This window comes from Pseudomonas trutticola BRTCR10, assembly GCF_056155105.1.
Genome location: NZ_CM149552.1, coordinates 3196279 through 3218306, shown reverse-complemented (window position 1 = coordinate 3218306; position 22028 = coordinate 3196279). Strand labels below are relative to the sequence as shown.

Annotated in this window: 17 protein-coding genes and 4 pseudogenes; 9 read left to right on the top strand and 12 right to left on the bottom strand. The window is 51.5% G+C overall.

Annotation, left to right across the window (positions count from 1 at the left end; genetic code table 11):
- Positions 1–6: 6 nt before the first annotated feature.
- From ACVVH8_RS14395 to ACVVH8_RS14380, 4 genes are all read left to right on the top strand, one after another.
- The gene (locus tag ACVVH8_RS14395) at positions 7–327 is read left to right on the top strand and encodes a hypothetical protein (RefSeq protein WP_475230960.1); all 321 of its coding nucleotides are present in this window, start codon (positions 7–9) and stop codon (positions 325–327) included.
- A gap of 21 nt (positions 328–348) precedes the next feature.
- On the top strand, positions 349–1341 hold the full coding sequence (locus tag ACVVH8_RS14390; RefSeq protein WP_475230958.1) for a hypothetical protein: 993 nt from the start codon (positions 349–351) through the stop codon (positions 1339–1341).
- 103 nt (positions 1342–1444) lie between these two features.
- Positions 1445–1942, top strand: coding sequence for a hypothetical protein (locus ACVVH8_RS14385; protein ID WP_475230956.1), 498 nt, complete (start codon positions 1445–1447; stop codon positions 1940–1942).
- A 410-nt stretch (positions 1943–2352) separates the two neighbouring features.
- Positions 2353–3312: a hypothetical protein gene (locus ACVVH8_RS14380; protein ID WP_475230954.1), complete on the top strand. Its 960-nt coding sequence runs from the start codon at positions 2353–2355 to the stop codon at positions 3310–3312.
- Between the two features lie 5 nt (positions 3313–3317).
- On the opposite strand, the gene ACVVH8_RS14375 is transcribed toward ACVVH8_RS14380, so the two are convergent.
- Genes ACVVH8_RS14375 through ACVVH8_RS14365 form a run of 3 tightly spaced genes read right to left on the bottom strand, consistent with a single transcriptional unit; the run spans position 3318 to position 6871 of the window.
- A complete protein-coding gene (locus ACVVH8_RS14375; RefSeq protein WP_475230952.1) occupies positions 3318–4349 on the bottom strand; it encodes a DNA helicase UvrD in 1032 nt (343 codons plus the stop codon).
- Positions 4334–5899, bottom strand: coding sequence for an ATP-dependent nuclease (locus ACVVH8_RS14370; protein ID WP_475230950.1), 1566 nt, complete (start codon positions 5897–5899; stop codon positions 4334–4336). The genes ACVVH8_RS14375 and ACVVH8_RS14370 overlap by 16 nt, the downstream gene beginning before the upstream one ends.
- A gap of 39 nt (positions 5900–5938) precedes the next feature.
- Positions 5939–6871 carry a hypothetical protein gene (locus ACVVH8_RS14365; RefSeq protein ID WP_475230948.1) on the bottom strand — a complete coding sequence of 311 codons (933 nt, stop codon included), beginning with the start codon at positions 6869–6871 and terminating at the stop codon, positions 5939–5941.
- A 316-nt stretch (positions 6872–7187) separates the two neighbouring features.
- On the opposite strand from ACVVH8_RS14365, the pseudogene ACVVH8_RS14360 reads away from it, so the two are divergent.
- Positions 7188–7349 (top strand): annotated as a pseudogene (locus ACVVH8_RS14360) (IS3 family transposase); the annotation flags it as partial.
- A gap of 258 nt (positions 7350–7607) precedes the next feature.
- On the opposite strand, the gene ACVVH8_RS14355 reads toward ACVVH8_RS14360, so the two are convergent.
- Entirely contained in the window at positions 7608–9407 is a 1800-nt protein-coding gene (locus tag ACVVH8_RS14355; RefSeq protein ID WP_475230946.1) for a DNA recombination protein RmuC, read from the bottom strand.
- A gap of 874 nt (positions 9408–10281) precedes the next feature.
- Positions 10282–10683 (bottom strand): helix-turn-helix domain-containing protein, encoded by a 402-nt coding sequence (locus tag ACVVH8_RS14350; RefSeq protein WP_475230944.1) that lies wholly within the window; start codon positions 10681–10683, stop codon positions 10282–10284.
- Positions 10684–10979: 296 nt separating this feature from the next.
- Here ACVVH8_RS14350 and ACVVH8_RS14345 point away from each other — a divergent pair, with 296 nt between their 5' ends.
- From ACVVH8_RS14345 to ACVVH8_RS14330, 4 genes and pseudogenes are all read left to right on the top strand, one after another.
- Positions 10980–11387 (top strand): hypothetical protein, encoded by a 408-nt coding sequence (locus ACVVH8_RS14345; RefSeq protein WP_475230942.1) that lies wholly within the window; start codon positions 10980–10982, stop codon positions 11385–11387.
- Positions 11388–12339: 952 nt separating this feature from the next.
- Positions 12340–12984 carry a hypothetical protein gene (locus ACVVH8_RS14340; RefSeq protein WP_475230940.1) on the top strand — a complete coding sequence of 215 codons (645 nt, stop codon included), beginning with the start codon at positions 12340–12342 and terminating at the stop codon, positions 12982–12984.
- A gap of 1096 nt (positions 12985–14080) precedes the next feature.
- Positions 14081–14638, top strand: a complete 558-nt coding sequence (locus tag ACVVH8_RS14335) for a hypothetical protein (RefSeq protein WP_475230938.1) — start codon at positions 14081–14083, stop codon at positions 14636–14638.
- A 35-nt stretch (positions 14639–14673) separates the two neighbouring features.
- Positions 14674–15075: pseudogene (locus tag ACVVH8_RS14330) on the top strand (UvrD-helicase domain-containing protein); the annotation flags it as partial.
- Positions 15076–15258: 183 nt separating this feature from the next.
- On the opposite strand, the gene ACVVH8_RS14325 reads toward ACVVH8_RS14330, so the two are convergent.
- The 7 genes and pseudogenes from ACVVH8_RS14325 to ACVVH8_RS14295 all read right to left on the bottom strand — a co-directional run bounded on the left by ACVVH8_RS14325 (position 15259) and on the right by ACVVH8_RS14295 (position 21954).
- Positions 15259–16533, bottom strand: coding sequence for a tyrosine-type recombinase/integrase (locus ACVVH8_RS14325; RefSeq protein WP_475231179.1), 1275 nt, complete (start codon positions 16531–16533; stop codon positions 15259–15261).
- Between the two features lie 1582 nt (positions 16534–18115).
- A pseudogene (locus tag ACVVH8_RS14320) lies at positions 18116–18196 on the bottom strand (nuclear transport factor 2 family protein); the annotation flags it as partial.
- Positions 18181–18567 (bottom strand): nuclear transport factor 2 family protein, encoded by a 387-nt coding sequence (locus tag ACVVH8_RS14315; protein ID WP_475230936.1) that lies wholly within the window; start codon positions 18565–18567, stop codon positions 18181–18183. The gene ACVVH8_RS14315 and the pseudogene ACVVH8_RS14320, both read right to left, overlap by 16 nt.
- Positions 18568–18676: 109 nt before the next feature.
- The gene (locus ACVVH8_RS14310; RefSeq protein ID WP_475230934.1) at positions 18677–19783 is read right to left on the bottom strand and encodes an alkene reductase; all 1107 of its coding nucleotides are present in this window, start codon (positions 19781–19783) and stop codon (positions 18677–18679) included.
- 56 nt (positions 19784–19839) lie between these two features.
- Positions 19840–20123 (bottom strand): annotated as a pseudogene (locus ACVVH8_RS14305) (TetR family transcriptional regulator C-terminal domain-containing protein); the annotation flags it as partial.
- Between the two features lie 35 nt (positions 20124–20158).
- Positions 20159–21415: a cation:dicarboxylate symporter family transporter gene (locus tag ACVVH8_RS14300; RefSeq protein WP_315445434.1), complete on the bottom strand. Its 1257-nt coding sequence runs from the start codon at positions 21413–21415 to the stop codon at positions 20159–20161.
- Positions 21416–21528: 113 nt separating this feature from the next.
- Positions 21529–21954, bottom strand: a complete 426-nt coding sequence (locus ACVVH8_RS14295) for a VOC family protein (RefSeq protein WP_401296353.1) — start codon at positions 21952–21954, stop codon at positions 21529–21531.
- Positions 21955–22028 lie beyond the last annotated feature (74 nt).

The following is a 22028-nucleotide window of genomic DNA, read 5'->3' as shown; positions in this document are numbered from 1 at the left end:
CCAGATGTGGAAGCGGATCTGCTTGCTGTCGTTGATGGGGAATCCTTTCTCTGCGAGGTGAAGTCGGCGTGGCGCAGTCTGCGGGCCGCTCACATAGAGGACTTTGTTCACTTTGCGGAGCGACTTAGGCCAGATCGGGCTATTTTGGCGGTCATAGAAAAAGGCGGTCGGCTCGATGAGGAAACGTACACGGCTGAGACTGCCCTGAAGGCGGATGGCATTCGATTCGAGTTGCTATCGCTCGAAAATTACAGCGTCGAAGACGACCCCTACTTCATGGCCATTAACAGTTATATGATTCTTACAACGTGGTCAGGCGATGAGTAGAATCTTCCGAAGGAGGCAAGGATGGGTATCTTCGACTGGTTGTACAAAAAGAAGGATCCCGACGTGCCACGGGCAGGCGTAATCAAGGCTAGCCTTCAGACTGTTGATCTGGGTAAGTCTTTCATGCACGTCAGTTCAATTGACTACGATGGCCTTTACCGACAGTCCAAATCAAAACAATGGGCTATTTCATGGTGGGATTCATACCCCAGTGCTGGTCGGGGAGGTCAGCGTGAAAGCGGGCTTGGCGAATTTGTCCTGGCTGACTTGGCGAGCGATGTCGTATCTGCGCACGGAAAAATGCAAAGACCTAACAATGGTTCCGTCGCAGACAACGGCTCCTTCAGTCTTGAAGACTGGCATTTTGGAAATACTCTGTCAGGAACCTTCAGCGTCTTCGACAGCAAAGGTATGCCCATCATAAGCAAAGAGTTAACGGCGAATATTCTCGACAGCGGCATTTCCAGGAATGGCAAGCTTGCCTTTTGCGCGACAGCCAATAGCAAGACCGAACACAGTTACAAAATTTTTCTGTTTGACCTAGAGGCCGGTAAGGAACTGTTTTGCGTTACCCCTCAAACCGGAGGGATGGAAAGCTACGCATTCGACGAGGATAAGAAGCTACTGATTGCGGACGTGAAGGGGGTTGGTAAATTCAAGTATGACAGGGATGGTAACTTTGTCGACGCTGGTAACCTGGTCGAGGCAAATCTTGGCTCATCAGATTACAGTCGGGTTATTCGTGCAGCTGAAGAAATATTGAACGAGCCAGGACTTTCCGCAGCGCGTGCTCGAGAAGCTCTTGATGCAGTGATTCGAACTCGCTCACTTGGAGCTGATGCCAATCCTGCATGGAGGCCAAACGCGTTGAAAGTGCAAGGTCTCGTGCACGAGGCGTTGGACGAACCGTATGAGGCGATCAAGGTTTATGAGGATGCAATCGTTTTGAACCCAAAAATAGGGGTAAAGAGAAGACTGGATGCATTGAAGAAAAAGGTAGTGGGAAGACTGTGAGTACCCGTATAGACCTCCCTTTCCCTAGCCAAGGCCCTATGGATTCTTGAATAAACATGTACTTAGATCTCTCTCGGATGAGACCTCACATGGGGAGAGTGCGATGAAGCTATTTTTGGACTGTGAGTTCACTCAGCTCAACCAGGATACAAAGCTGATCTCGTTAGCATTGGTCTCAGAAGCTGGAGACGAGTTCTATGTAGAGCTTACCGATACCTACCAGATCGATGACTGCAGTGACTTCGTAATCCGGAATGTCTTGCCGCAGTTGAGTCTACCTCGCTACGGAATGTCACTCGTTGATGCCCAAGCTGCGCTGAGGGTTTTCCTCTGCAGTATTGAAGGCCAACTGGAGGTCTGCTCGGACGCTCCAGAATGGGACTGGGAGTTTTTCTGTCAGCTTGCATATGTCGATCACAAGTGGCCGAGCAATGTGAAGAACAGGCCTACCAATCTGATCCATTTGTTCAGGCATTTTGAAGCCGATGACATCAGTGATATTGCGCTGCCCGAGCTTCCACATCATGGCTTGCTCGATGCCAGACTTCTTGCTGAGCTTTACCAGCGCCTGACAGCAGCCTCCAAGTCGGTTGGAGATTGATTGCGATGAGTCGTGACGAAGAGTTCAGTTATCGAGGGATGGCCAGACGAAAGGCGCTCAGGGCACTAGCCTCTCTCTTGCCAGGAAGCCCCAGAGTGCTCGACGACATAAATGTTCTCGATGGTATCGAGCTGTGTGTGTAGTGGTCTAATGAAACCGGACACCCATTTAGCAGACCAGTCTACTGGGCTGATGCTAGCCTTCCGATATCTGCCAGGGCCTCGGCCTGGGGTGGCCCTCGTCGATAGATGATCTGCCAACCCAGTAAGCTGTTAACCCAGGCTGACGCAGGGCGGATGCCATGGCGGCGTATATCAAGGGCATGGGTATCACTGCGTTTATCCTCGGCATAGCAGTTCACAGCGACGGTTGTCGAATTTGGAGCAGTTAGGTTCGTTGGAGCCTTACGAATGAGCATGATGCAGAACGCTGTCACATCCATTCAGCTTGGGGTGGAGGATTTTCATAGCGACGATCCGAGACGGGTGCTCTCGGCAATTCGCAACCTCTATGCGGGCTTGCTGCTGCTATTTAAATGTAAGTTGCAGCAACTCAGTCCACCTGGGTCGGATGAGGTTTTGTTGAAAACCGATATCAGCCCAGTCATCGACCCTCAGACCCAGGCCGTGATCTGGCAGGGCAAGGGCAAGAAAACCGTTGATTACATGGAGATCCAGAATAGGCTTACATCGCTCGGCATTGCGGGGGTTGAGTGGAAGCTGCTTGAAAATCTTCAGAAAATACGGAATTCAACTGAGCATTATTACAGTCTGGTCTCTCACTCCCAGATGCAGGAGGCCATCGCTAATTCGTTGCAGCTCATCATCCAGTTCTGCCAGCCCCACTTGGACGAAGATCCTGCGAAGCTGTTGGGGCGGTCATGCTGGCAATCCCTAGTGGAGGTCGAGCAGGTCTACGCACAACAATACAAAGCATGCTTGGAGTCGTTGGAGCAAATTGACTGGGTTTTCCCCGAGCTTGCCAATGCTGTTGGCGAAATTCGCTGTCCCAAGTGCGACTCTCAGCTGGTTAGAGTCGACGATCCGACGCTCGACCCCGAGGGGTTGGAATTCGTCTGCATGGTGTGCCTGGAATCCAGCAGCTACGAGGCGGTTATGGTGCCTGCCCTAGTGGAATCGCTAGCCGGCATCAATCACGTGAACGTAAAAGATGGTGGGGATGCTTGCAGCGAAACGTGCCACGAGTGCGGTAACGACACATTTCTAGTGGAGCATTGGCAATGTGCAATCTGCTTTGCTGAGCTGGACTACACGGGGTGCGCTGTGTGCAGCAGTAGCCTAGGCGTCCATGACCAAGATTTTGGCGGCCTATGTAGCTACCACCACCATCTTGCCCAGAAAGACGACTAAGCCGGCTACCGGGCTTTCTTGAACGGTTTGAAAAGCTTGTCGTGAACGATGTAGAGGTCGCCATTTGCGCGCGAGCAAGCCACGTACAGCTTGTTTCGAGTCTGAGGATTGGCTTCGTGTAAATTGCCATTCAAGTATCGTTTCCAGGTGTCGGCGCCCAACACGACACACACGTGCCCGAAGTGATCCATGCCTTTACTCGCTCCCCAGTTCAGCGAGTGGCAATCGTATTTGTCGTGCTCCTTCAAGAAGAGCTTCACGACGTTTGGATCGGCGTGAAGGGTCGCGGCTTGTCCAGGTTCTTCGACCGTAATGATCTCACTGACCCGCTCCTGCTGCGCGCCCATGGTGATCTGCAGCTTCGCGTTGATGAAATCGCAGACGGTTGTTGAGCACCGCCAGCTGTGTCCCAGAGTGGTGTTGTCCACCTTGATTCCGGCGTCACGGAATCGTTTCTCGTACTTAGTGATGTCGTCATGCAGCGATTTGTTAACTGAACCGTCCCGGCTGGTGTCGTAAGTATGCTGATAGAAGTCACCAACAAATGTCATGCCCGCCTTTGCTTTCGAGATATCCAGCAGTAGGTTGAAGTCGTGGCCGGCAAAGTCCTGCACCTCGTCGACGTAGACACAGTCATAGAAACGCTCGACCCGCGAGCGTATCGCCGGTATGCATTTTCTCATTTCCAGCAATTTAGCCAGACGGTTGTAGTAGAGCCTTCGACTGCCATCCCTAAAGCGTGCCATGTCGCTGAGTGGTGTCCGGGGGTTGGTTGGTAGTCGGAAGTTCATGCCCCGGGTATCCAGCTCTAATTGCAGCAATGGGCGGTAACAAAAACCGTGCAAAAAGGAGAAGTACGTCATGACGGTGATGTTGGGCGGAATCGTCCCGAATTTTTGGATGATGCGGTGTCGAAGATGGCGATAGTTGTTCTCGGTATAGGTGACGATTAGGGCGCGCTGGTCAAGGCTCAGGCGATCAATCACCAGGCTGGTTTTCCCGGATCCGGCTACCGCGAAAATCACGCTCTTATCCACTGGATCGCCTCCTGGATGTAGGCGGGTGCGACGAGTGCATCTGGCTTTTTCGTGAGGAGCTCGAACGCCACATCCGCCTTGTTCTTAAGCATGTAATCCTGAACCGTCAGGGTCTTGCGCGCTCCCCCGAATAGCTCGTCACAGATCTTTTGGTTATCGAGATAAAGGCCGATCTCGAACGTAGAGCGCTCATTGTTCCCGTCAGCGAAAATCCTGGCACCGTCGTACAGGCAAGCTTTGTAGTTCTCGACGCAATTCTGCTGATGGTCATGGTCGTTGTCCCGTATTGCCGCGACTCTGATCCCGAGGAGCTTGCCGAGCTCTAGATAGCGTTTGAAGCTTGTACCACCGATCGAGATGATGTGGACGTTGTCTGACTGCGGACTGGTTCCCGTGTGCTTGTTGTAGAAATGTTCCAGAAGGATGAATTCGGCATCCCCTTCGACCAAAATGACCCTGTTCGACAACGCAAACTCAAGCACATTGTTGTCCGGGGCCTTCATGAAAAATTCGGCAGTGGACTCCGTCAGATCCTTGAGTCGACCTGCCTTTTGTTCGGTTCCAAGGAGTAGGGCACGACGAAGATCAAGTCGTGAGCAGATGTGGCTACTGTGGGTGGCGATGAAGAGTTGGGTTCCCTGGGTGCGGGTCAGACGCTCTACCAGGCGCTTCATGTTCGTGTGGCTCAGATGGTTCTCTGGTTCTTCGAGTAACAACGCGTGTAGCCCACCTCTGGCATCATGTTTCTGCAGCGCAAAATTGGTCTTGATGAAACACTGCTCACCCTTGCCACGGTTTTCGATTGGGATCCCTTCCTTTGTGATTACCAGGTCAGTTTCTAGATTCGAGCGCATGCTGGTTCGCAAAGCGAACTGGTACTCGCCCAGCGTGGCATTCAGCTCCTTGAGATTTTCTCTCTGGAACCCTTCCTTGCCCTGACGGTATTGGTTTTCGAGTCGATGGCGGTCTGGCACCTGGGTGTGAAATCCGAACACAGTCCGTGTGTATTCCCGCGCGGCGTATTCGGTGTCGATTCGAGAGCTGTCGATAAGTAGGTGTTTCACAGGCCTTCGATAACTGACGTGGGATGCACCGGAGAAGGTGGAGAACTGCACCGCGTAGTATTCGTATGGAAAGCTCTCTTTGTTATCTTGGAGCAATTCAAGAATTATTCCGCCGAAATCCTCCACCAACGGAACGATGGCCATGCGGAGACCATCGCTGTCTGCCCCCGTCGAGTTCTGGCGTCCGTACAGGCCTTGGTCATCACCCGCCTCAAGAAAAACGTCCACTATCACCTCTGGCAGCAAATCGAGTCGAGCTGGGCCTGCCAGAAATGTCCTCACTGCAGATTGGTTCAGTAGCGCTTCGTAGCCAATGTTTTCGACCCGGCTGCGACTCGCACTCAATGCGAGGTCAAGGGCCAGTAGGACGCTACTCTTGCCCGTCTCATTGTCCCCGATCAATACGTTGGTACCGGCATCAAACTGAAGAGTCAGATCGCCAAAGCTTTTGAAATTGTGCAGCACGAGTTTGGTAATAGCCGGCATGAGCGTTTCCTGTTTGACCTTAGGTAGGGGGGTAAACGTTCATCGGTCGATTTTGGAGACCTGAGCTTTCAGAACTAAGGTCAACGTCAATCTGCGTTTAGTGAGGGTTTTGAAGCGTCCCTCCCTAGGGGCTTTCTCGGGTGCAGTTGTGGAGTGTCTCCACATGCCCAGAACTACGAGCTCATCGTCCTTTTCAATGCCTTTGAACCACGCTGGATCCCTGGCCCAAATGCTCACCTCCAGGCCAATGCCATTTTCTGCGTCATCCGGATCGACTCGGAACTTGTTCATCTGCAGATTGATAACGTTCTTAGTTTTGTCACCCCTGACTTCAGTCCTGACGCTGCTAACCGCTCCCTGAATCGCGATGGGGTGTTGAACGGCGTTGTGCGACACTGCGTAATACGCTTCCGCGTGGCGCTCCGGCTCGAAATAGAACTGATTCCAGGCGACCTTCACGTTGCCCTCAAACACCAGCTCCAGATGCTGTTCGATGTCTTGGTCTTTGTCACAGAGTGCGCGGAGCTTAAGGGCTCGCTTGGCGGAGTTGATGTACGCAGGAAGAAGATTTGGGTTGTGGGTGTAAGTCCGCCCGGCTGTCGCCCGAGTGCCTCCATCATCCTCGAAACTCCGACCACCTTTCTCTAAGGCTTCCTTGATCATGACCAGACGCATCCGGTAGCGATTGTGCTGGATGCTCTCGATCAGATCTTCGGAGGTGCTGGCAATTTCATTAATTTCCTCGTCCACACCGAATCGACAATTCGCAGCGTGAGTTCCTTTGGGATAGAGGCGAAAATAGCCCTGGACGAAAACAGACTTGTCATACATTTCCCGGGTGTACGGTGGGTTGTGAGCGACTGGTGTACCGCATCTGCATTGTAGAGGTTCGGCACCCGTGCCCTTGGTGTATGTGTCTGCTTCCCATCTGTCGCCGTTGTGGTCGAAGGCGTGATCCATTTTGATGCCCATACTCACTCCTCATGTCAAAGCCGGATCCGATCCCATTTCATATCGAGCCTGAAGCCACGGTCGCCCCGCAGGCGACTGCGTGGTATCCCATACGGTTGCGCTCCAAATGTTACTGACACTTCTAGCATCCTGTGTCTGGCCATACGCCATCAGTGTACTATTCAGGGGAGGGCCTGCAAGCATGGTGGCTCCTCTTTCGGAGCAGCTGTCCATCCCCGCAACGCTTGGTTTGATGGCATCAAGAAGGGGCGTCGTTCGGGCATAGTTTCCGGCTGATTGGTTTTTCAGATCATCTGCCTCGCCTCGCACTGCGGCCCCACAAGGGCTGCTGTTTCACTCGGATCAGGGATCGCAAGACGGCAGCCACCAGTTCCGCCAACGGCTCTAGCGTTACCGCATGCACCAGAGCATGAGCCCTCGTATGAACTGTTGGGACAATGCGCCGGTGAAACGTAAGTTCCGCAGCTTGAAAACTGAATAGATACCGACCGTGGGCTAAATGTGCGATAGCCACGGCGCTGGCGCCATGGCTATCAATAGCAGGTCGCCGGTGTTTTTGGAGGATATGAGTTTACTGAGGCTTTGGAATGAGAAGTTTGTTTGCGAATTGCAGTTCTGGGAATGGGGGCGAGGGTGTCCACCTAATTTTGGCTAGTATCGCTCTTTAACTCGATAGCGGAGACGAGATTTTCCGGGAACTCGCATGCTCAGAAAATCTCACATTACCCGCAGCTTTTTATGACGCGGCTATTAACGGCTTGGCTACCTCTGCTTCGACTGCAAGCGCAATATCTGTATCGAGTTCCAGCTTTGCCCGCTCCAGCAGTTCAGCTGGTAGCTCTTTCTGCACGGACACGCCCAGTTCCTTGAACTCAGACGCTTGCTTGATCAAGTTACCCCTACCTGTGTAAAGCTGTCCCAACGCCTTTTCGTAAGTATCCTTAGCTTTATCAAGCTGGTTGCCTACAGCCAGCATGCTTGTCAGGAAACCATGGAGCTTCTCGTAGAAGCGTTGGGCTCGATTGGCCAGTTCTGCGGTATGTTTGTTGCGATCTTCAAAGCTCCACAGCTGCTTGACGATTTTCAGACTGGTCAACAATGTAGTCGGAGTAGCTACCAGTACATTTCGCTCAATCGCCCGCTGGAAAAGCGATTCATCATGGCGTAGTGCTTCAACGTAGGCGGATTCGATCGGGATAAACATGATCACCACCTCCGGCGAATTCAGTCCTGCGAGGCGGTAATAATCCCGATCGGCTAGCTCATTGATGCGGTCACGCACGGCTGCGGTGTGGGCGGCCAAAGCTTGGGCCCTTATTAAGTCATCCTCGGCATTGATAAAATCGGTGTAAGCGACCAGCGATGTCCTGGCGTCGATGACCATGTGCTTGTTCTGCGGCAGATAAACAATGGCGTCCGGACGCTGGCGTCCGCCTTCCGTGTTGAAGCTCACCTCGCGTTTGTAGTCAGTGCCTAAGCGCAAGCCGGAGTTGTCGAGAACGTTTTCCAACATCAACTCACCCCAGTTGCCTTGGACTTTCTTCTGGCCACGCAGGGCCGTAGTTAGCTTTTCCGCCTGGTCGGTGATGTCTTTGTTCAAGATCTGGAGGTTCTTCAGCTCGGTGCGCAGTTCAACTCTTTGTTCGGCGTCCTTGGTATGGATGTCTTCGATACGCGAGCGGAAACCTTTCATCTCCGTCTGCAGTGGGGCAATCAGATTGTTGATGCTTTCTTGGTTGAGCTCTTTGAAAGCCTTTCCCTTGCGCTCCAGCACATCGTTGGCCAAGCGTTCAAATTCTTTAGTAAGACTTTCCCTATTTTCGTTCAACTGCTTGAATTGAGCGTCAAAACTCAGCTGTTTTTCCTGCAATGAAGTATTGAGTTTTACGTGAGCATTTTCTAGGGCAGCGTAGTTTTCCTGCGCAATTTTGAGTTCAGATTTGGTGGTTTCCCACCACGCTTTATAGGTGCTCAGCTCATTTTGCTTCTCTAGTAACCGGGTCTGAGCCTGCGCGTGCAACTCGCGCGTCTCTCCGAGCTGGGATGCGGTCTGTTTGATCTGAGTTTCGACCGTCGATAGCTGAGTTTCCAATTTCTCGCGCTGTTGATCGCGCTCGGCCAATCGTTCAGTGAATGTGACAGCGTTGCTGGTTATTTGATCCTGTAGCTTCGCAGCGGTTTCCTGCGTCCTAGAGTTGCTCTCACGCACTGCCTGTTCGGATTGTTGGGCGAGTTTGAGCTCCGTTTTTAGGTCAACGATTTCCGCATCCAGCCTGGCTAATTGATCTTTATTGTTGTCCCGATCCGTTTCCATTCGTCCATAGGCGATATCCAGGGCGGCTTTTTGCTCCAACAACTGAGCGAGCTTTGCCTCTTGGATTACTAACTCAGCCTTGGCCTGTTCTAAAGCGGAACGAGTGATCTCAATATCCTTGATCATCTGTTGCTGGCTGCGTTGCGCGCGCCAGCTGGCAAGTATCCACGCAACGATGAAAGCAGCTAGGGGTAATGCGACCAACATCCATTTTTGCTCCACGATGAATCTCCTGCTTTTAGATTGCCTTCAAAGCAATCGTCCCCGCCGAGGGCGATGACGCCTCACTTTTCCCCACCCACACTTTGCGCCGGGCCCATTGCTGGGGACTGATATCAAAACGCGCGCGACAAGAAGCGTTTAGATCGAGAGGGCTAACAATTATGTGTGCAGTACCGAGCATAGACCACGTTTCGACATGATGGCCAAACGCCTATAGGTTTCATGGAGAGCAGGCTGATCCGCTTGAAAACTCACCTCAAAAAAAATCTCTGCCCCCCTCTTAAAAGCCAAAAAAGAAACGGAGCTTTATATTTGAAACCAAAAAAAGCATCAGTCTCATAAGGCGCACACTTCTTTGTATTTTGGTGGCCTTGGGACGATCAATCCGATTGCTTAGCTTTTGCTCTTTTTCTTTCCAATCTTTGCTTCGGATTTTAGATTTTTTCGCTCATCAAACAAGGTGGTGAGGCGACAAAGCCTTTGGTGCATCAGCCAATCGCACTTTCGCGACGTAGGCGCGGCTACACTTTTGACTTCAAAATAAATCGTTTTATTAAAAAAAGTAAAAGCTGTCATGCAGACCCCTATCTAAAGTTCCAGCTACCTGCAGTACATCTGCGTAATGTCCCGGGCATCTAGGAGTGCATGATGGAACGGAAAGCTTCGTTGCCCTACGTCTTTAGATCTGTCGCGTCAGTAGGGTAGTTGCGAACATTTTTGGGCCACAAGCCTTCGTCTTATGCGAGCTCGCACAATAACTCCCAGCCCATTGCAGCACTTCGGTCACAACCTTGGCGTGCTTCGTGTAGTCATCAGACAGTGGAAAGCACAGCTGGAAATCAGGAGAGGGGAGATAAGGCGCTACGAATGCAATCTATTCAGCAAAGCAGAATTCAACTTGCTGAGAAGTCGTCGACGAGCGATTCCTTGAGGGCTCAGTAGAGGGGGGCGGCACTAGCAGCCCGTCAGACGGAATCTTCAATTCCTTGAGAACTCCCGCCTGGGCTAGATCCGCCAGTTCTTCTTGGGTACGACGCAGCAATGCGTCAACTGACTGCCCTGACTCGGCGCAGAGAGTTAGGGCCACGAGAGTGAGAGGATTCACATTCAGTGGGTCACTCAGAGCAGTAATCATCTCCAGCGTGGGGCTTGACTGAGCTCGCTCCAATTTCGAGACGTATGTTCGACTGCTGACTTCGGCAAGGTTTCTCTGAGTCAATCCTTTGCCGGCGCGCATCGCTTTAAGCACAGCAGCAAAAGCAATTTTGAGCGACATAAGCACGTTCCTGATATGAGCAAGTCCCATTGAGCGTCGATACACTGGAGAGTGCCATTCTAGAAGAATGGAAGCGTATCGAGGTATCGCAGTGCGCCATGCTCGTGACCATGGGATTGGTGATTGCCAACGCATCGCGATCCCCGAAGCATGACCAGCGCAGAGGCAACTGATCTCCTCATATGGTGGGGAATGGAGGTTTTGAATTCATCGACATCATTGATGGCATTTTGCCTTATTATCGCTACACCTCAAAGCAACCCGCAAAACAGCATACCGAACCAAGGATTGCGACAATGTTCAAACATCCCCTCACTCGAGTCACTGCTTACGCAGTCCTGTCCATGATGTGCTCCGGCATTGCTCTAGCGGACAGCCGAACCTGCTCCGACCCACAGGTCAAGGCGGCGCTAGCTCTCAAGGCTCAAAACGCCCGCAACAGCTACGTTGACATGCTCAACCGACAAGGCCGTGACGTCTGGGCCAAAGTTTCAGGTATCCACGAAGTCGAGAGCCTTTCGACCGATAAGGAATCGGGGCGCAAAAAATGCTTCGCCAAGGCGTCCGTGGATTCCAACATGGGCATGCTGGCACAGCCGGTGTGGATGACCTACACCCTTGGCCAATACGACGACGGCAAGCAATACACTGACATTCACGTGATGTCTGCAGACGAGCGCCAAAGCTTCTCTCGCGATCGCTAATTTTTGAGCACTACCCATGATTGCAAGGTTAGGATCGACTGAGGTCAACGAAAAGTTTAAAGAGCGAGTTCTGAGCACGTGCTGGCGCTAGCGCAGGAGTCGATGGCTGGGATGGAGCTGGAGTTTCTAGCGCTTGAGCCAACAGAAGGCGTCAGCAGCTCAGTAGCTCAGTTGACATCCACATAAATTCTGTTGGTTCATCCATCAAATGTTTCAGGCATGGATTTCCTTGGTGGAGGACAGTGGCTATCGGCTGATCGGAGCAGCCGAGTGGATGTGGTGCCGGCGCCATTCATCCACTGTCGCAATAATCACCAAGTCTCGTTCCGTAGACTTGGTGTCGATCTGCTCGCTATCTACAAGTGCCTGTACATACCCCTCCGCTCGGGCCGCAGCTTTGTCAAATTCAACAAGGGAGGCGGATGTTTCGATGTAACCGATCAGTCGCTCCCACGCTCGTCTTTGTCGATTTCCTTGGGTCGTCTCGGAAAACGGAATAGCGCTCTGCAGACGCTGGATGAATGCAATCGTCGATAGGCTCAATGCTGATTTCTCACTGTGTACATACAGATGAAAAACGGATCGTTTTGAAAAACCTTGAGCGCGATAGGAGATTTTTTTACCGTAACGGGATTTAAGTTGATGAATTTTCGCCCTGCTGAAAGACCCCCAAAAGGGACATTAACCGCGTTTTTGACACTTAATGTCCCATTTTTGGGGCATTAACGGATGCCCGTTTTGAGCTCGACAGAGTGACGATCGTTTAGTAATAGTTGCATCAGGTCATAGTTATGTCTGTGGGGAAGGGTGATCACAAAAATTTTTCTCAATTGAAACCACGCATTGAGTTTCAGATGGGTGAAATTTTATTTTTCCTCGACGCTAAAGTTTTGCTCATTTTAATCCGTTGCTTTTATTAAGCATAAATACGATTGTCGAAGCGAGATGCGTGATGAGTTACTCACAGAATGTTTGCGATCTTGAATACGGGAGTGATCTGGAGCTCGAGGAATTTGAAGAATTCCATTGGCTGGGAGGTACTGGTGAAACTTACGAAGCATCAGTAGCATTGCAAGGCCAGATAATCAGAATGACATTGGATGATTTCGAACAGTACTATACGCTGCATCAAGCGGCTGGTGTTGCCTGGCGAATTTTCGATGCGCTCGTAGCAATTGAAGAGATTAATCCTAGACTCTTCTCGCCTATCGATTCCACCAAGGAAAAAACATATATAGAAGTATTCAAGTGTTTTGCTAGCGATAGGGTTGGCGGAACGATACTTCCGGAAAATGAGCAGGGATCCTTAGAGATTTTGTCTGATCCCGGTTACTTGTTTATTGCTGGTGGTGAGTTTGTTGACCCCGACCCAAGGATTGAATTTCGCAGTCGAGAAGGTGCCACATTCCGAATGTTTGTAGCGACTGAAATTGGTGAAACCATTGAGATGGTATTTGGCGATCTCATGATGGAATTCACTGCAAAGCAGGCATTGTGGCTCTGGTTCCACCTGGCGATAGCATCCGATAGCTTGCATCATCGCAGCGCGAGAGATCCTAGCTCTGGAATCTTAAAATGCGGTCTCCAATGGTTTTGAAATTCGCCGCTGCCGCTGACGCTCACAGATTGGGATGCGACAGCCTTCCACAAGAGTTTACGCATCTCGGTGGAAGACCAATATGAGAGGGCAGGGATAGCTTGTCGCGTATTTTCTCATCACGCCGATTTCAAAATGATCGCCATGATTATTAGCGAGGACAATTTTTTGCACATGGTTTTTTTGTCTCGACAAACGACCTTTATGAATAGACCTAGCAACCTCATGCAGCGCTCCAGCTTCCATTGCCCATGACTGCATTGTCATTGATGGGCAGGTTAGGCCTGATTTCGGAGTTGTTTCGAGAGGAACGGGTTAGATGTCATAAGCGGCCTCGAGCTTGGTCAGATACCTCATTTCAACGAAATGCCTGAATTCATTGGTCTGTAACGTTCTTTTTGCTCTGTAACGTTGCTTACGTTACAAGTGAAAAAGTTACGTTACAGTTAGCCTCAGTAAGGCCCCGAAAGCGCGAGGGAACGCGGATCCTCGCGGCCGGAAACGGGCGGATGGTAGCCCGCAGAGGGGAGGTTTCCTTACGTTTTCCTAACGAAATGCTTAAGCGCATGACGACTCGCAATTACACGGTCGCGTATCTCTTGGGGATCTATCGACATACCGCCGTCAGGCGTGACCTTCAAAGTCTTCAACCCGTTTACTGAGTCGATAAACGCACGCTCACGCGTCCGCTCAGATCGAGACCTCTTGTCCCGCCAAAACCACGCCATGCACTGCTCGAGCCTATTCATGTCTTTCTCTGAACGCCAAGATTTATGGGGGCATGATTGCTGATGAGCGGGTAGATGTCCTAGGTTTTTTATCATTCGGTCTTGCCGTGACAAAGACGCAACCAGAAAATAAGGTCAGTGTGCATCGATCGATTGTCGCCTGTTCGGGCCCAGCAGGCTCGGCTAAGGCTCAGACTTTTCCTGCGGATTCGTAGCTTGATCTCAAGCTTAGGTGGTCAAACCTCGCCCGGCCCTAGCTCAGATTCTTAAAGCTCTAGCCCCCCCAAAAAAATTATTCCAACTTTTCGCTAAAGTTTTTCTACAAAGCATCCGTTGTTATTTTTATGAACATAACGATGGTGAATTTTGTGAGCAAAACTGAAATGCAATCGGCAGCTTTTTTTGCAGAACGCGAATTCATATGCTGGCGTGGTCGTGAATTTGACGAGCTGTATCCGTGTCAAGTATCCAGGCAGGTTGATCAGTATGTCAGTCTAAAGTTAGACATCATGCCTTTTAGATTTGCCGACGCCGTAGCTGAAGATATCGCGCGCTGCCTTTACGATGCCGTACTCATAACCGTGGGAAATCTTGCAGGGTTTGTACCGACGCCAGCGGATCGCGAAAGCATTCTTGAAAGGAGATATCGAAAAAGAGTGTCTGGAGAGTGGCATTACTTCGCCGATGGCAAGTTCGACTGTCACGAAGCGGAAAAAGAAGGCTACGTTGTTGAACTCGCGACAGAAGAGAGCGACACAACTGAAAAGGTAAGCGTCTACACAATTGAAGAGGGGGGAGTTGAGCTGATTTTTAACTTCATGTGCTATTCGTTCAGCATGATCGACGCGGTGTGGCTTGCCAATGCGCTGATGGAGGCGATGGGGCGTGAGCCACTGGATCTCTTAGAGACAACGAGCGGGTTGTAGGCCTCCCTGAACTCGCATGCGAGCTCGGACACCTCGCGCGAGAGTTGTTGGCCGCCACGCCGGTGTTGTTACGAAGATTTGAGTCTCTTTACGACGAAATTCTTATCGACGAGGTGCAAGATCTGAGTGGCTACGACTGGGAAATCGTCCATGAATTTCTTGAGTCGCAGATCGACGTCCGAATGGTTGGTGACGTGCGCCAAGCGGTGCTTTTCGACCAACCCGAGGAGCAGAAAAACAAACAGTATGGGTACGTAGCTGCGCTTGAGTGGTTCCTTGTACGCGAAAAGGGAGGGCTGCTGAGCATCGACTATGCGACCAATTTGCTGCACGTAAGCCTAATAAGAGGAGTGTTGCCTAAACAACGTATCCCGGCACTCGCTGAGGAGGAGCAATGCCAAGTCAAGATAGCGTTCAACATCAAGTCGTGTGCCTGATGCAGAGAATCAGCCCACGGACAAATTAATATACTTAGCTCAACTAAATAACTATTTAGTTGAGCTATAAAGACTTACTAGAAACAACCCGCAAAGAGTAGGGCAGGTTTGCTAAATCCTAACCACACCACGCAAAAAAAACGTTAGTAGGCACTTTTGGCGCTTTATTGTTATCTCTGGAAATTAGTCGCGATTTTTCAAACCCAATTTTTTAAGCGAATACGAGCGCTTATCTTCATAACTGCTGTAGTAGATGTCCTGAGTTGTCGACAAATTGTTGTGACGTAGATCCATCTGTAAGTCCTTGGCGTCTCGCCAGGGGGCATCAAGTGTCGCAGCCGTATGCCTTAACCAGTGAGTGGAGGCCAGTAGCAGAGCCTCGATTTCGCCCAACTGACGACCTTCGCTCACCATCTCATCAATGGCTCGGTCGAACAGTTCCTTGATGATCGAATGAACCATTCGAGTGGATAACCCTGGACGACCATTCAAGGTCGCAATCAGAGGGGTTTGTTCATTAGGTAGCGGCAGTTCGGACAGCCCCATGAACCGCCGGTAGCGCTTTAGGTACCGATCAATATATTCCGGCCTAACCGCTACCTTGGCGGCTTTGTCACCCTTACCAATGAGGTGGAACCACCAGTTGCCTTCATGATCTGCTTTGAATGAGCCCATTGTGGGCTGCCAATTCACTCGACCACAGACATCTGAAACGCGTAGGTACATCGAGAACAACGTCGCGGCGATGAACAGGGTGCGTTCATAGCGCTCAGGAGCCGTTGCTGCCATTTTTTCAGCGGTGGTAAGTACGAAGTCCCATTGAAGAGGCGTAAGGGCGCGTCCGGTTTGCTCCATTGAGCGCGACGCTTTGAAGCGCGACTTCTGTTTGATCGCTCTGAAGGGATTCGACGACGTCAGCCCCTCATCGAGACCATATTCGTACAAGCTGCTGCAAACCGAGAAAACCTGGGAAATACTCCCTCGGGATGGCTGATACGGAGCGCTGGTACCCGAGCCGTCAAGATCCGCGGAATTCGCTGACTTCACCGAGAATGGACGCCAGCGTGGATTTGGGCACAACCCTGAATCTTTGTCTGACGCCTTGATCAGAAATCTACTGCGTGTCACGGGGCCAAGCCAGCCCGTGGGTGGATTCATGCAGAATTCCAAGAAAGCTTCGGCGTCTGCGCGACGCAGCTCCATGAGGGACTTCTTTCTGATCAACAGTGCCCAAAGCAGCAGGCGCTCGGCATGAGTGCGATACGAAACGAATGTAGCCTCGACGTTGGAGTATGAACGCAGAAAACCACTGACGGCTTCGAAACCGTCTATGGGTTTTAGCAGAGCATCAAAGTTAGCCAAATAGTTCATCACCAGCGGTAGGCTCGGGTCGGGCTCATCGCTAGTGTGGTTGATGAATTCTTTATAGGTATTAAACAGGGGATGTGGGCTCGGCATCTCGCCATTCTTCTTTGAATGCTGGATTGCACACTTCCGATTCTGAGAGTTATCGGAAGTAGGGGACTTACTCTTTCGTTTTTTCGAGGCGAGCGCGTCCGTCTGCCTGGATGAATCACTCATCACCTAGCCCTTACCATTTGATCGATGTCATGTAGGTTATACACAGCAAGCCTGGCTTTGCAAGTACGCTCTTGGAAAGTTTCACTGGCGGCCAGGCAACTAACTACGCTTTAGTTATATATTGAGAGTTATGGTCGAATCTGAATTAGGAAATTCCGACCGCACGGCTGCACGCCCCAAGCCGTGCGGGATCAGCACTTGAACCGTCCAGATCTTGAGAGGCGCCACTGCTGCTTTAGATGGATGGGCTGGCCTTCACGAAAGACGTGACCTAGGAGGTCACTTTTAAAAGATTCGGGCATTTTTAAAAGTGTTTAGCTGTACAGCTGCGGAAATACGGAGGCACGGCAGTTCGTCGCCATACTTAACGGGCTTGATCATTTTTAAAAGTTTCGGCCATTTTTAAAAGTTAATGTTTTGAATGTGTAAGGGCTCCTTGAGAACGACCAGTTATCAGCTCATGAAAAAGACTATTGAAATTCAAAACCATTAGTGATTTATAATGAAGCTTCTTCGAAGCTTCAGCATTTAAGCCACCTTTAGATAGTCTCCTTCCGCGTATATAGCGCTGTTCTAAACGCTTGAATCTCTCCTGAGCTGACATATTGGTCACGCGCTCCAACATCTATCCACGCTACGCACGCCGACGGAGTTAGTCCGCAACCAGGCTGAGTCTTCACGCCGAGGGCGAGGTTCACATCACCTCGGTATGGCTCCCGAGTTTTCTCCTTGATATTCGACCTTTGTAGATAATCGTGCACCGGCGGTTGAGACTGAAACGATCTGACGGTGAGCGATTGAGCCTATGCGGCTAGTCACGTGTTTCGAGCGCGTCTCAGCTCTCAGCAAATCGCAAACCGTTGCATTCATTGGGCTACAGGCGTGATCACTTTTAAAGGGTTCAGCCGTTTTTAAAAGAGGTTTCGCATCCTAGCGTTTTTTTGCGCTGAACGAGCCTGGTCTAAATGGACGCTTAGCAGGACGCATGGAAGCCTTTTTGCTCGGCATACGACGTCTCGATCCCACAAAAATTGACCAAACCTTGGGTTTTAGCCGATGCCGCCAGAATTAAAAAACACTGAAATGGAGATATCTGCGAGGTTGATTGCTCGCAAAGGCCCGGATTGCAAGGCTTTCGGGGTGAACACGTTAGGCGCCACCTTAGGCGCCATATTTAAGGGAGGGCCACAAAAGGACAGGGCTTTTGAGGCTGTGCTGGAGATTGAAATCTCGTAGGCAGTCCGCGTGAACCTGAAACATCTTGTTACGTGTAATGTATATTATGTTAAATCATGTACCACGCTACAAGCACTCGCAGTGTCAGCGCTTCGTAATCATCGGACGGAAATTTTCTGAATCTGCAAGCAACTTTGCCAGCGGCACGGATCATGATCGCTTCTACATTTGACGATGAACGAACTCCGATCCCGGTATTGATTCAACCGGGATCGGTGAACGCTCAACCTTCGAACTGGTGATAAACCTTGGCGATGGCCTTCCAGTTGCCGTCGATTTTGATCAGGGTCAGGTAGTCTTTGTAGGATGGGTGTGGTAAATCTTGCTTACGATCGTCCACTTGCCTTCTACCTTCAGCAGGTTAAAAAAGTCGGTGAAACGAAATCCCGAAACGTTGTCGGTATCGACGCGAGCACTGGCGGCAGAGCCCACGATGTCGATGCGAACGATCGCGGCCTTGGCTTCGGGAGATGGGCGGAAAGAGTTGTCGATGACGTCGTACAGATTCTGGATCGCACCGCCGACGAGCTTGTCGTCGTCGACCCCAAACATCGTCGCTTGCTCGTTGAAAACGGGCTTCATCAAAGTGCTGTCAGCCTTGGCACCACCTTCGTTGTACCGACTCAGAACAGCAACGATCGCGTTGTATTCCTGGACGTAAGTTGGATTGCTCATGATGTACTCCTCGTTGCATGTTGCCGGTGACCCTTTTGGTCAATCGGACACGGAAAACTCAAACGACAATTACCAATCCTGGCGAGTCGATCAAATCGGGAACTTCTAATTAGTTGGAGTTGGCCGTTGGCCAATCGATGTAGCCCTTGGCGCCTCCGCCGTAATAACTCTCGCGCGGAGCTATGGTCAGCTCGACACCGCGACGCAGGCGCTCTACCAGGTCGGGGTTGGCAATGAATAATCGACCAAATGCCACGGCATCAATCCGCCCTCGCCCCCTTCGCTCCAGCGCCATTTCCAGGTCATAGTTGTTGTTGCCAATGTACGGTCCTTCGAACTGCGCACTCAGCGCGTCCAGATCCACCCCCTCGGGAACGGTACGAGAGGTGGCGGTGGCGCCTTCAACGAAATGCAGATAGGCCAGATTGAATGTGTTCAACTGCTGAATGAGGTGACCGTAGATCGCCATGACATTGCTGTCTGGAGGCGTGTTACCTGCATCAGGAGTTACTGGTGAAAGGCGGATGCCGACCCGATCACTGCCCCAAATCGCCACCACGGCTTCGGTGACTTCAAGTGTCAGTCGTGTCCGATTCTCGATGGAGCCGCCGTACTGGTCAGTCCGCTGGTTGGTGGAATCACGCAGGAACTGGTCGAGCAGATAGCTGTTGGCAGAATGGACTTCCACACCATCAAAACCGGCTCGCTTGGCATTTTCTGCCGCATGTTTGTACTGCTCGATGATCCCCGGGATCTCCGAAGTCTCAAGCGCCCGAGGCATGGACACTTCGACCATGCCATTGTTGGTATAGGTGGTACCTTCGGCCTTGATTGCCGAGGGCGCGACCGGCGCTTCGCCGTTTGGCTGCAACTCGACGCTGGAGAAACGACCTACGTGCCACAGTTGGCTGACGATCTTGCCGCCTGCCGCGTGTACTGCGTCAGTGACTTTCTTCCAACCTGCCACCTGCTCTTCCGACCAGATACCCGGCGTCATGGCATAGCCACGTCCCTGAGCAGAGATGTTCGTGGCCTCGGCAATGATCAGGCCTGCGCCGGCACGCTGGGCGTAGTAAGTCGCGTGCATTTCATTCGGCACGCCGTCCTCGGCCATACGGCTGCGAGTCACGGGCGCCATGACAATTCGGTTAGCCAGTTGCAGCGCGCCCATATTCATGGGCGAAAAAAGGTCGGTGCCTACGGCAATATCAGTCATGAAAACTCCAGTTGATTAGACCGGTCGTCTAGTAAAAATATTAAAAAAAAACGCCTCTATGCCAGCAGGCGCTCACTCGTCATCAGTGCCGTGTCAAAGGCAGCTGTGGTATTGCGGACTTTCACCAGCAGTGATGCCCCCAACCACAATCGATACAGCGATTCAGTCAGTGTTTCGGCGTCTGCATCGAAGTGATTGAGCCATCAGTCATTCCTTGTCGAACACAGCGCGTGATTCTCTGGATGATCAGCGCGGTGCCCTCCTCCAATACACCGCGCATGTCTTCCGACAGGTCGGACACTTCCGCGCCGATTTTTACCACCAGGCATTTCTCCTCAGGTCGTCCAAAAGACCTGTTTAATCTCTGACGAACGACTAGACGCTAGCTGCTGGATGACCCCGCGCGGGTTCCAGTTCGACCCTTTCCCACTTGGCGATAACCAAAGGTGCGATGGCATTGCCCAGCACATTCAACGTGGTAGTGCCGCTGTCAATAATCCTGAAAATGCCGGCAATCAACGCCACCCCTTCCAACGGCAACCCGGCAGACGCCAATGTCGCTGACAAGATGATGATGGCAAAACCCGGCACCCCTGCTGCGCCCTTTGAAGTCAGCACCATCGTCACCACCAACAGGATCTGCTGCGACAGCGAGAGGTCGATGCCATAGAGTTGCGCCACGAAAATTGTCGCCACACCGAGAAAAATCGATGCGCCATCCAGGTTGAACGCATAACCCACCGGCACCACAAAACTGACGATCCGACGCGGTACACCGTAGCTCTCCAATCGCGTCATCAACTGCGGCATGACGGCGGCTGATGCGGCACTCGAAAACGCCAGAATCAACTCATTGCGAAAGTAGCGGATCAACTTGAAAATGTTTTCGCCAATCAAGTAGCAAATGCCGCCGAGTATCACCAATGCGAAAACAATCAGCGCCAGATAAACCACCCCGATCAACTTGAGCAACGGCAACAATGATGCGAAACCAAACGTCGCCACGGTCGCGCCGATCATCCCAAACACACCGATCGGTGCGTATGCCATGACGATTGAGACGACCTTGAACATCGCATCGGAAAGGCTCTGAACCACCGCGATGAAAGGTGCGCTTTTGTCCTTCGGCAGAGCGTTCAATGCCATGCCTAACAACACGGCGAAAAACAGCACGGACAGCAACTTCGCTTCTGACATAGCAACCAGCACATTGTCAGGGACGATGTTTTGCAAGATGACCAATGCGCCTTTGGACGGTTCCAGAGTGATCGCCGCAGTACCGTGCGAAATACCGGAAATGTCGGTGCCGGTACCCGGCTCGAAAACGTTGGCGAAACACAAGCCGATGACAATGGCCAAGGCCGTAATCGCAAAAAAGTAGCCCAGCGACTTTATCCCCATGCGGCCAAACGACTTGTTATCGCCACCGCCTGCAATGCCCAGGATCATGCAACAAAACACGATCGGTACAACCACCATCTTCATCATCTTGATAAAGATGTCACCGAGCGGTTTGAGGATCTCCGCACTCACCCACGTCTGATAATACGGATGAGTATTGAAGTACCAACCGACAAGCACGCCAAGCAGTAGCCCGGCAACGATTTGCCACACCAAGGGAATACGTTTCATGTCTAGCCTTCTTGTTGGAATGAAAGGTCTGCGTCTATTCGCAGTTGCTAGATTCATGAGCTTCCAGCTCACTTGAGATCAAATGGCACAACGCGGTTGTGCCATGGGCGTTGTTACTTGGCGAAGAGCTGGCTCATATCCTTGAAAGCCTTGAACTCAAGAGCGTTGCCGCACGGATCAAACAAAAACATGGTGGCTTGCTCGCCCACTTGGCCTTTGAAACGAATGTATGGTTCGATCACGAATTCGGTACCAAACGCCTTCAGACGTTCGGCCAGTGCCTCCCACTGTTCCCAACCTAAAATGATGCCGAAGTGCGGAACTGGAACATCGTGTCCGTCGACCGGGTTGCTATGGACGCTCTCCTGCGAAGCGGTTTTTGGATGTTCGTGAATCACCAGTTGGTGACCATAAAAATCGAAATCGACCCACTGCGTGCTGGAGCGCCCTTCTTCAAGACCAAAAACCTCACCATAAAAGGTGCGAGCTGCAGCCAGGTCGTAAACAGGGATTGCGAGGTGGAATGGCGAGAGGCTCATCAGAACTCCAAATATTTTTTGTTGGTTGTCGAACATTCCCACCGTCATTGGCTCTTTGGATTCAGCCGTTGCCG

Coding starts and splice junctions, on each gene's coding strand:
- ACVVH8_RS14390 (WP_475230958.1), top strand. CDS start 349: ATGGGTATCTTCGACTGGTTGTACAAAAAGAAGGATCCCGACGTGCCA.
- ACVVH8_RS14385 (WP_475230956.1), top strand. CDS start 1,445: ATGAAGCTATTTTTGGACTGTGAGTTCACTCAGCTCAACCAGGATACA.
- ACVVH8_RS14380 (WP_475230954.1), top strand. CDS start 2,353: ATGAGCATGATGCAGAACGCTGTCACATCCATTCAGCTTGGGGTGGAG.
- ACVVH8_RS14370 (WP_475230950.1), bottom strand. CDS start 5,899: ATGCCGGCTATTACCAAACTCGTGCTGCACAATTTCAAAAGCTTTGGC.
- ACVVH8_RS14365 (WP_475230948.1), bottom strand. CDS start 6,871: ATGGGCATCAAAATGGATCACGCCTTCGACCACAACGGCGACAGATGG.
- ACVVH8_RS14350 (WP_475230944.1), bottom strand. CDS start 10,683: ATGTCGCTCAAAATTGCTTTTGCTGCTGTGCTTAAAGCGATGCGCGCC.
- ACVVH8_RS14345 (WP_475230942.1), top strand. CDS start 10,980: ATGTTCAAACATCCCCTCACTCGAGTCACTGCTTACGCAGTCCTGTCC.
- ACVVH8_RS14340 (WP_475230940.1), top strand. CDS start 12,340: ATGAGTTACTCACAGAATGTTTGCGATCTTGAATACGGGAGTGATCTG.
- ACVVH8_RS14325 (WP_475231179.1), bottom strand. CDS start 16,533: ATGCCGAGCCCACATCCCCTGTTTAATACCTATAAAGAATTCATCAAC.
- ACVVH8_RS14315 (WP_475230936.1), bottom strand. CDS start 18,567: ATGAGCAATCCAACTTACGTCCAGGAATACAACGCGATCGTTGCTGTT.
- ACVVH8_RS14310 (WP_475230934.1), bottom strand. CDS start 19,783: ATGACTGATATTGCCGTAGGCACCGACCTTTTTTCGCCCATGAATATG.
- ACVVH8_RS14300 (WP_315445434.1), bottom strand. CDS start 21,415: ATGAAACGTATTCCCTTGGTGTGGCAAATCGTTGCCGGGCTACTGCTT.
- ACVVH8_RS14295 (WP_401296353.1), bottom strand. CDS start 21,954: ATGAGCCTCTCGCCATTCCACCTCGCAATCCCTGTTTACGACCTGGCT.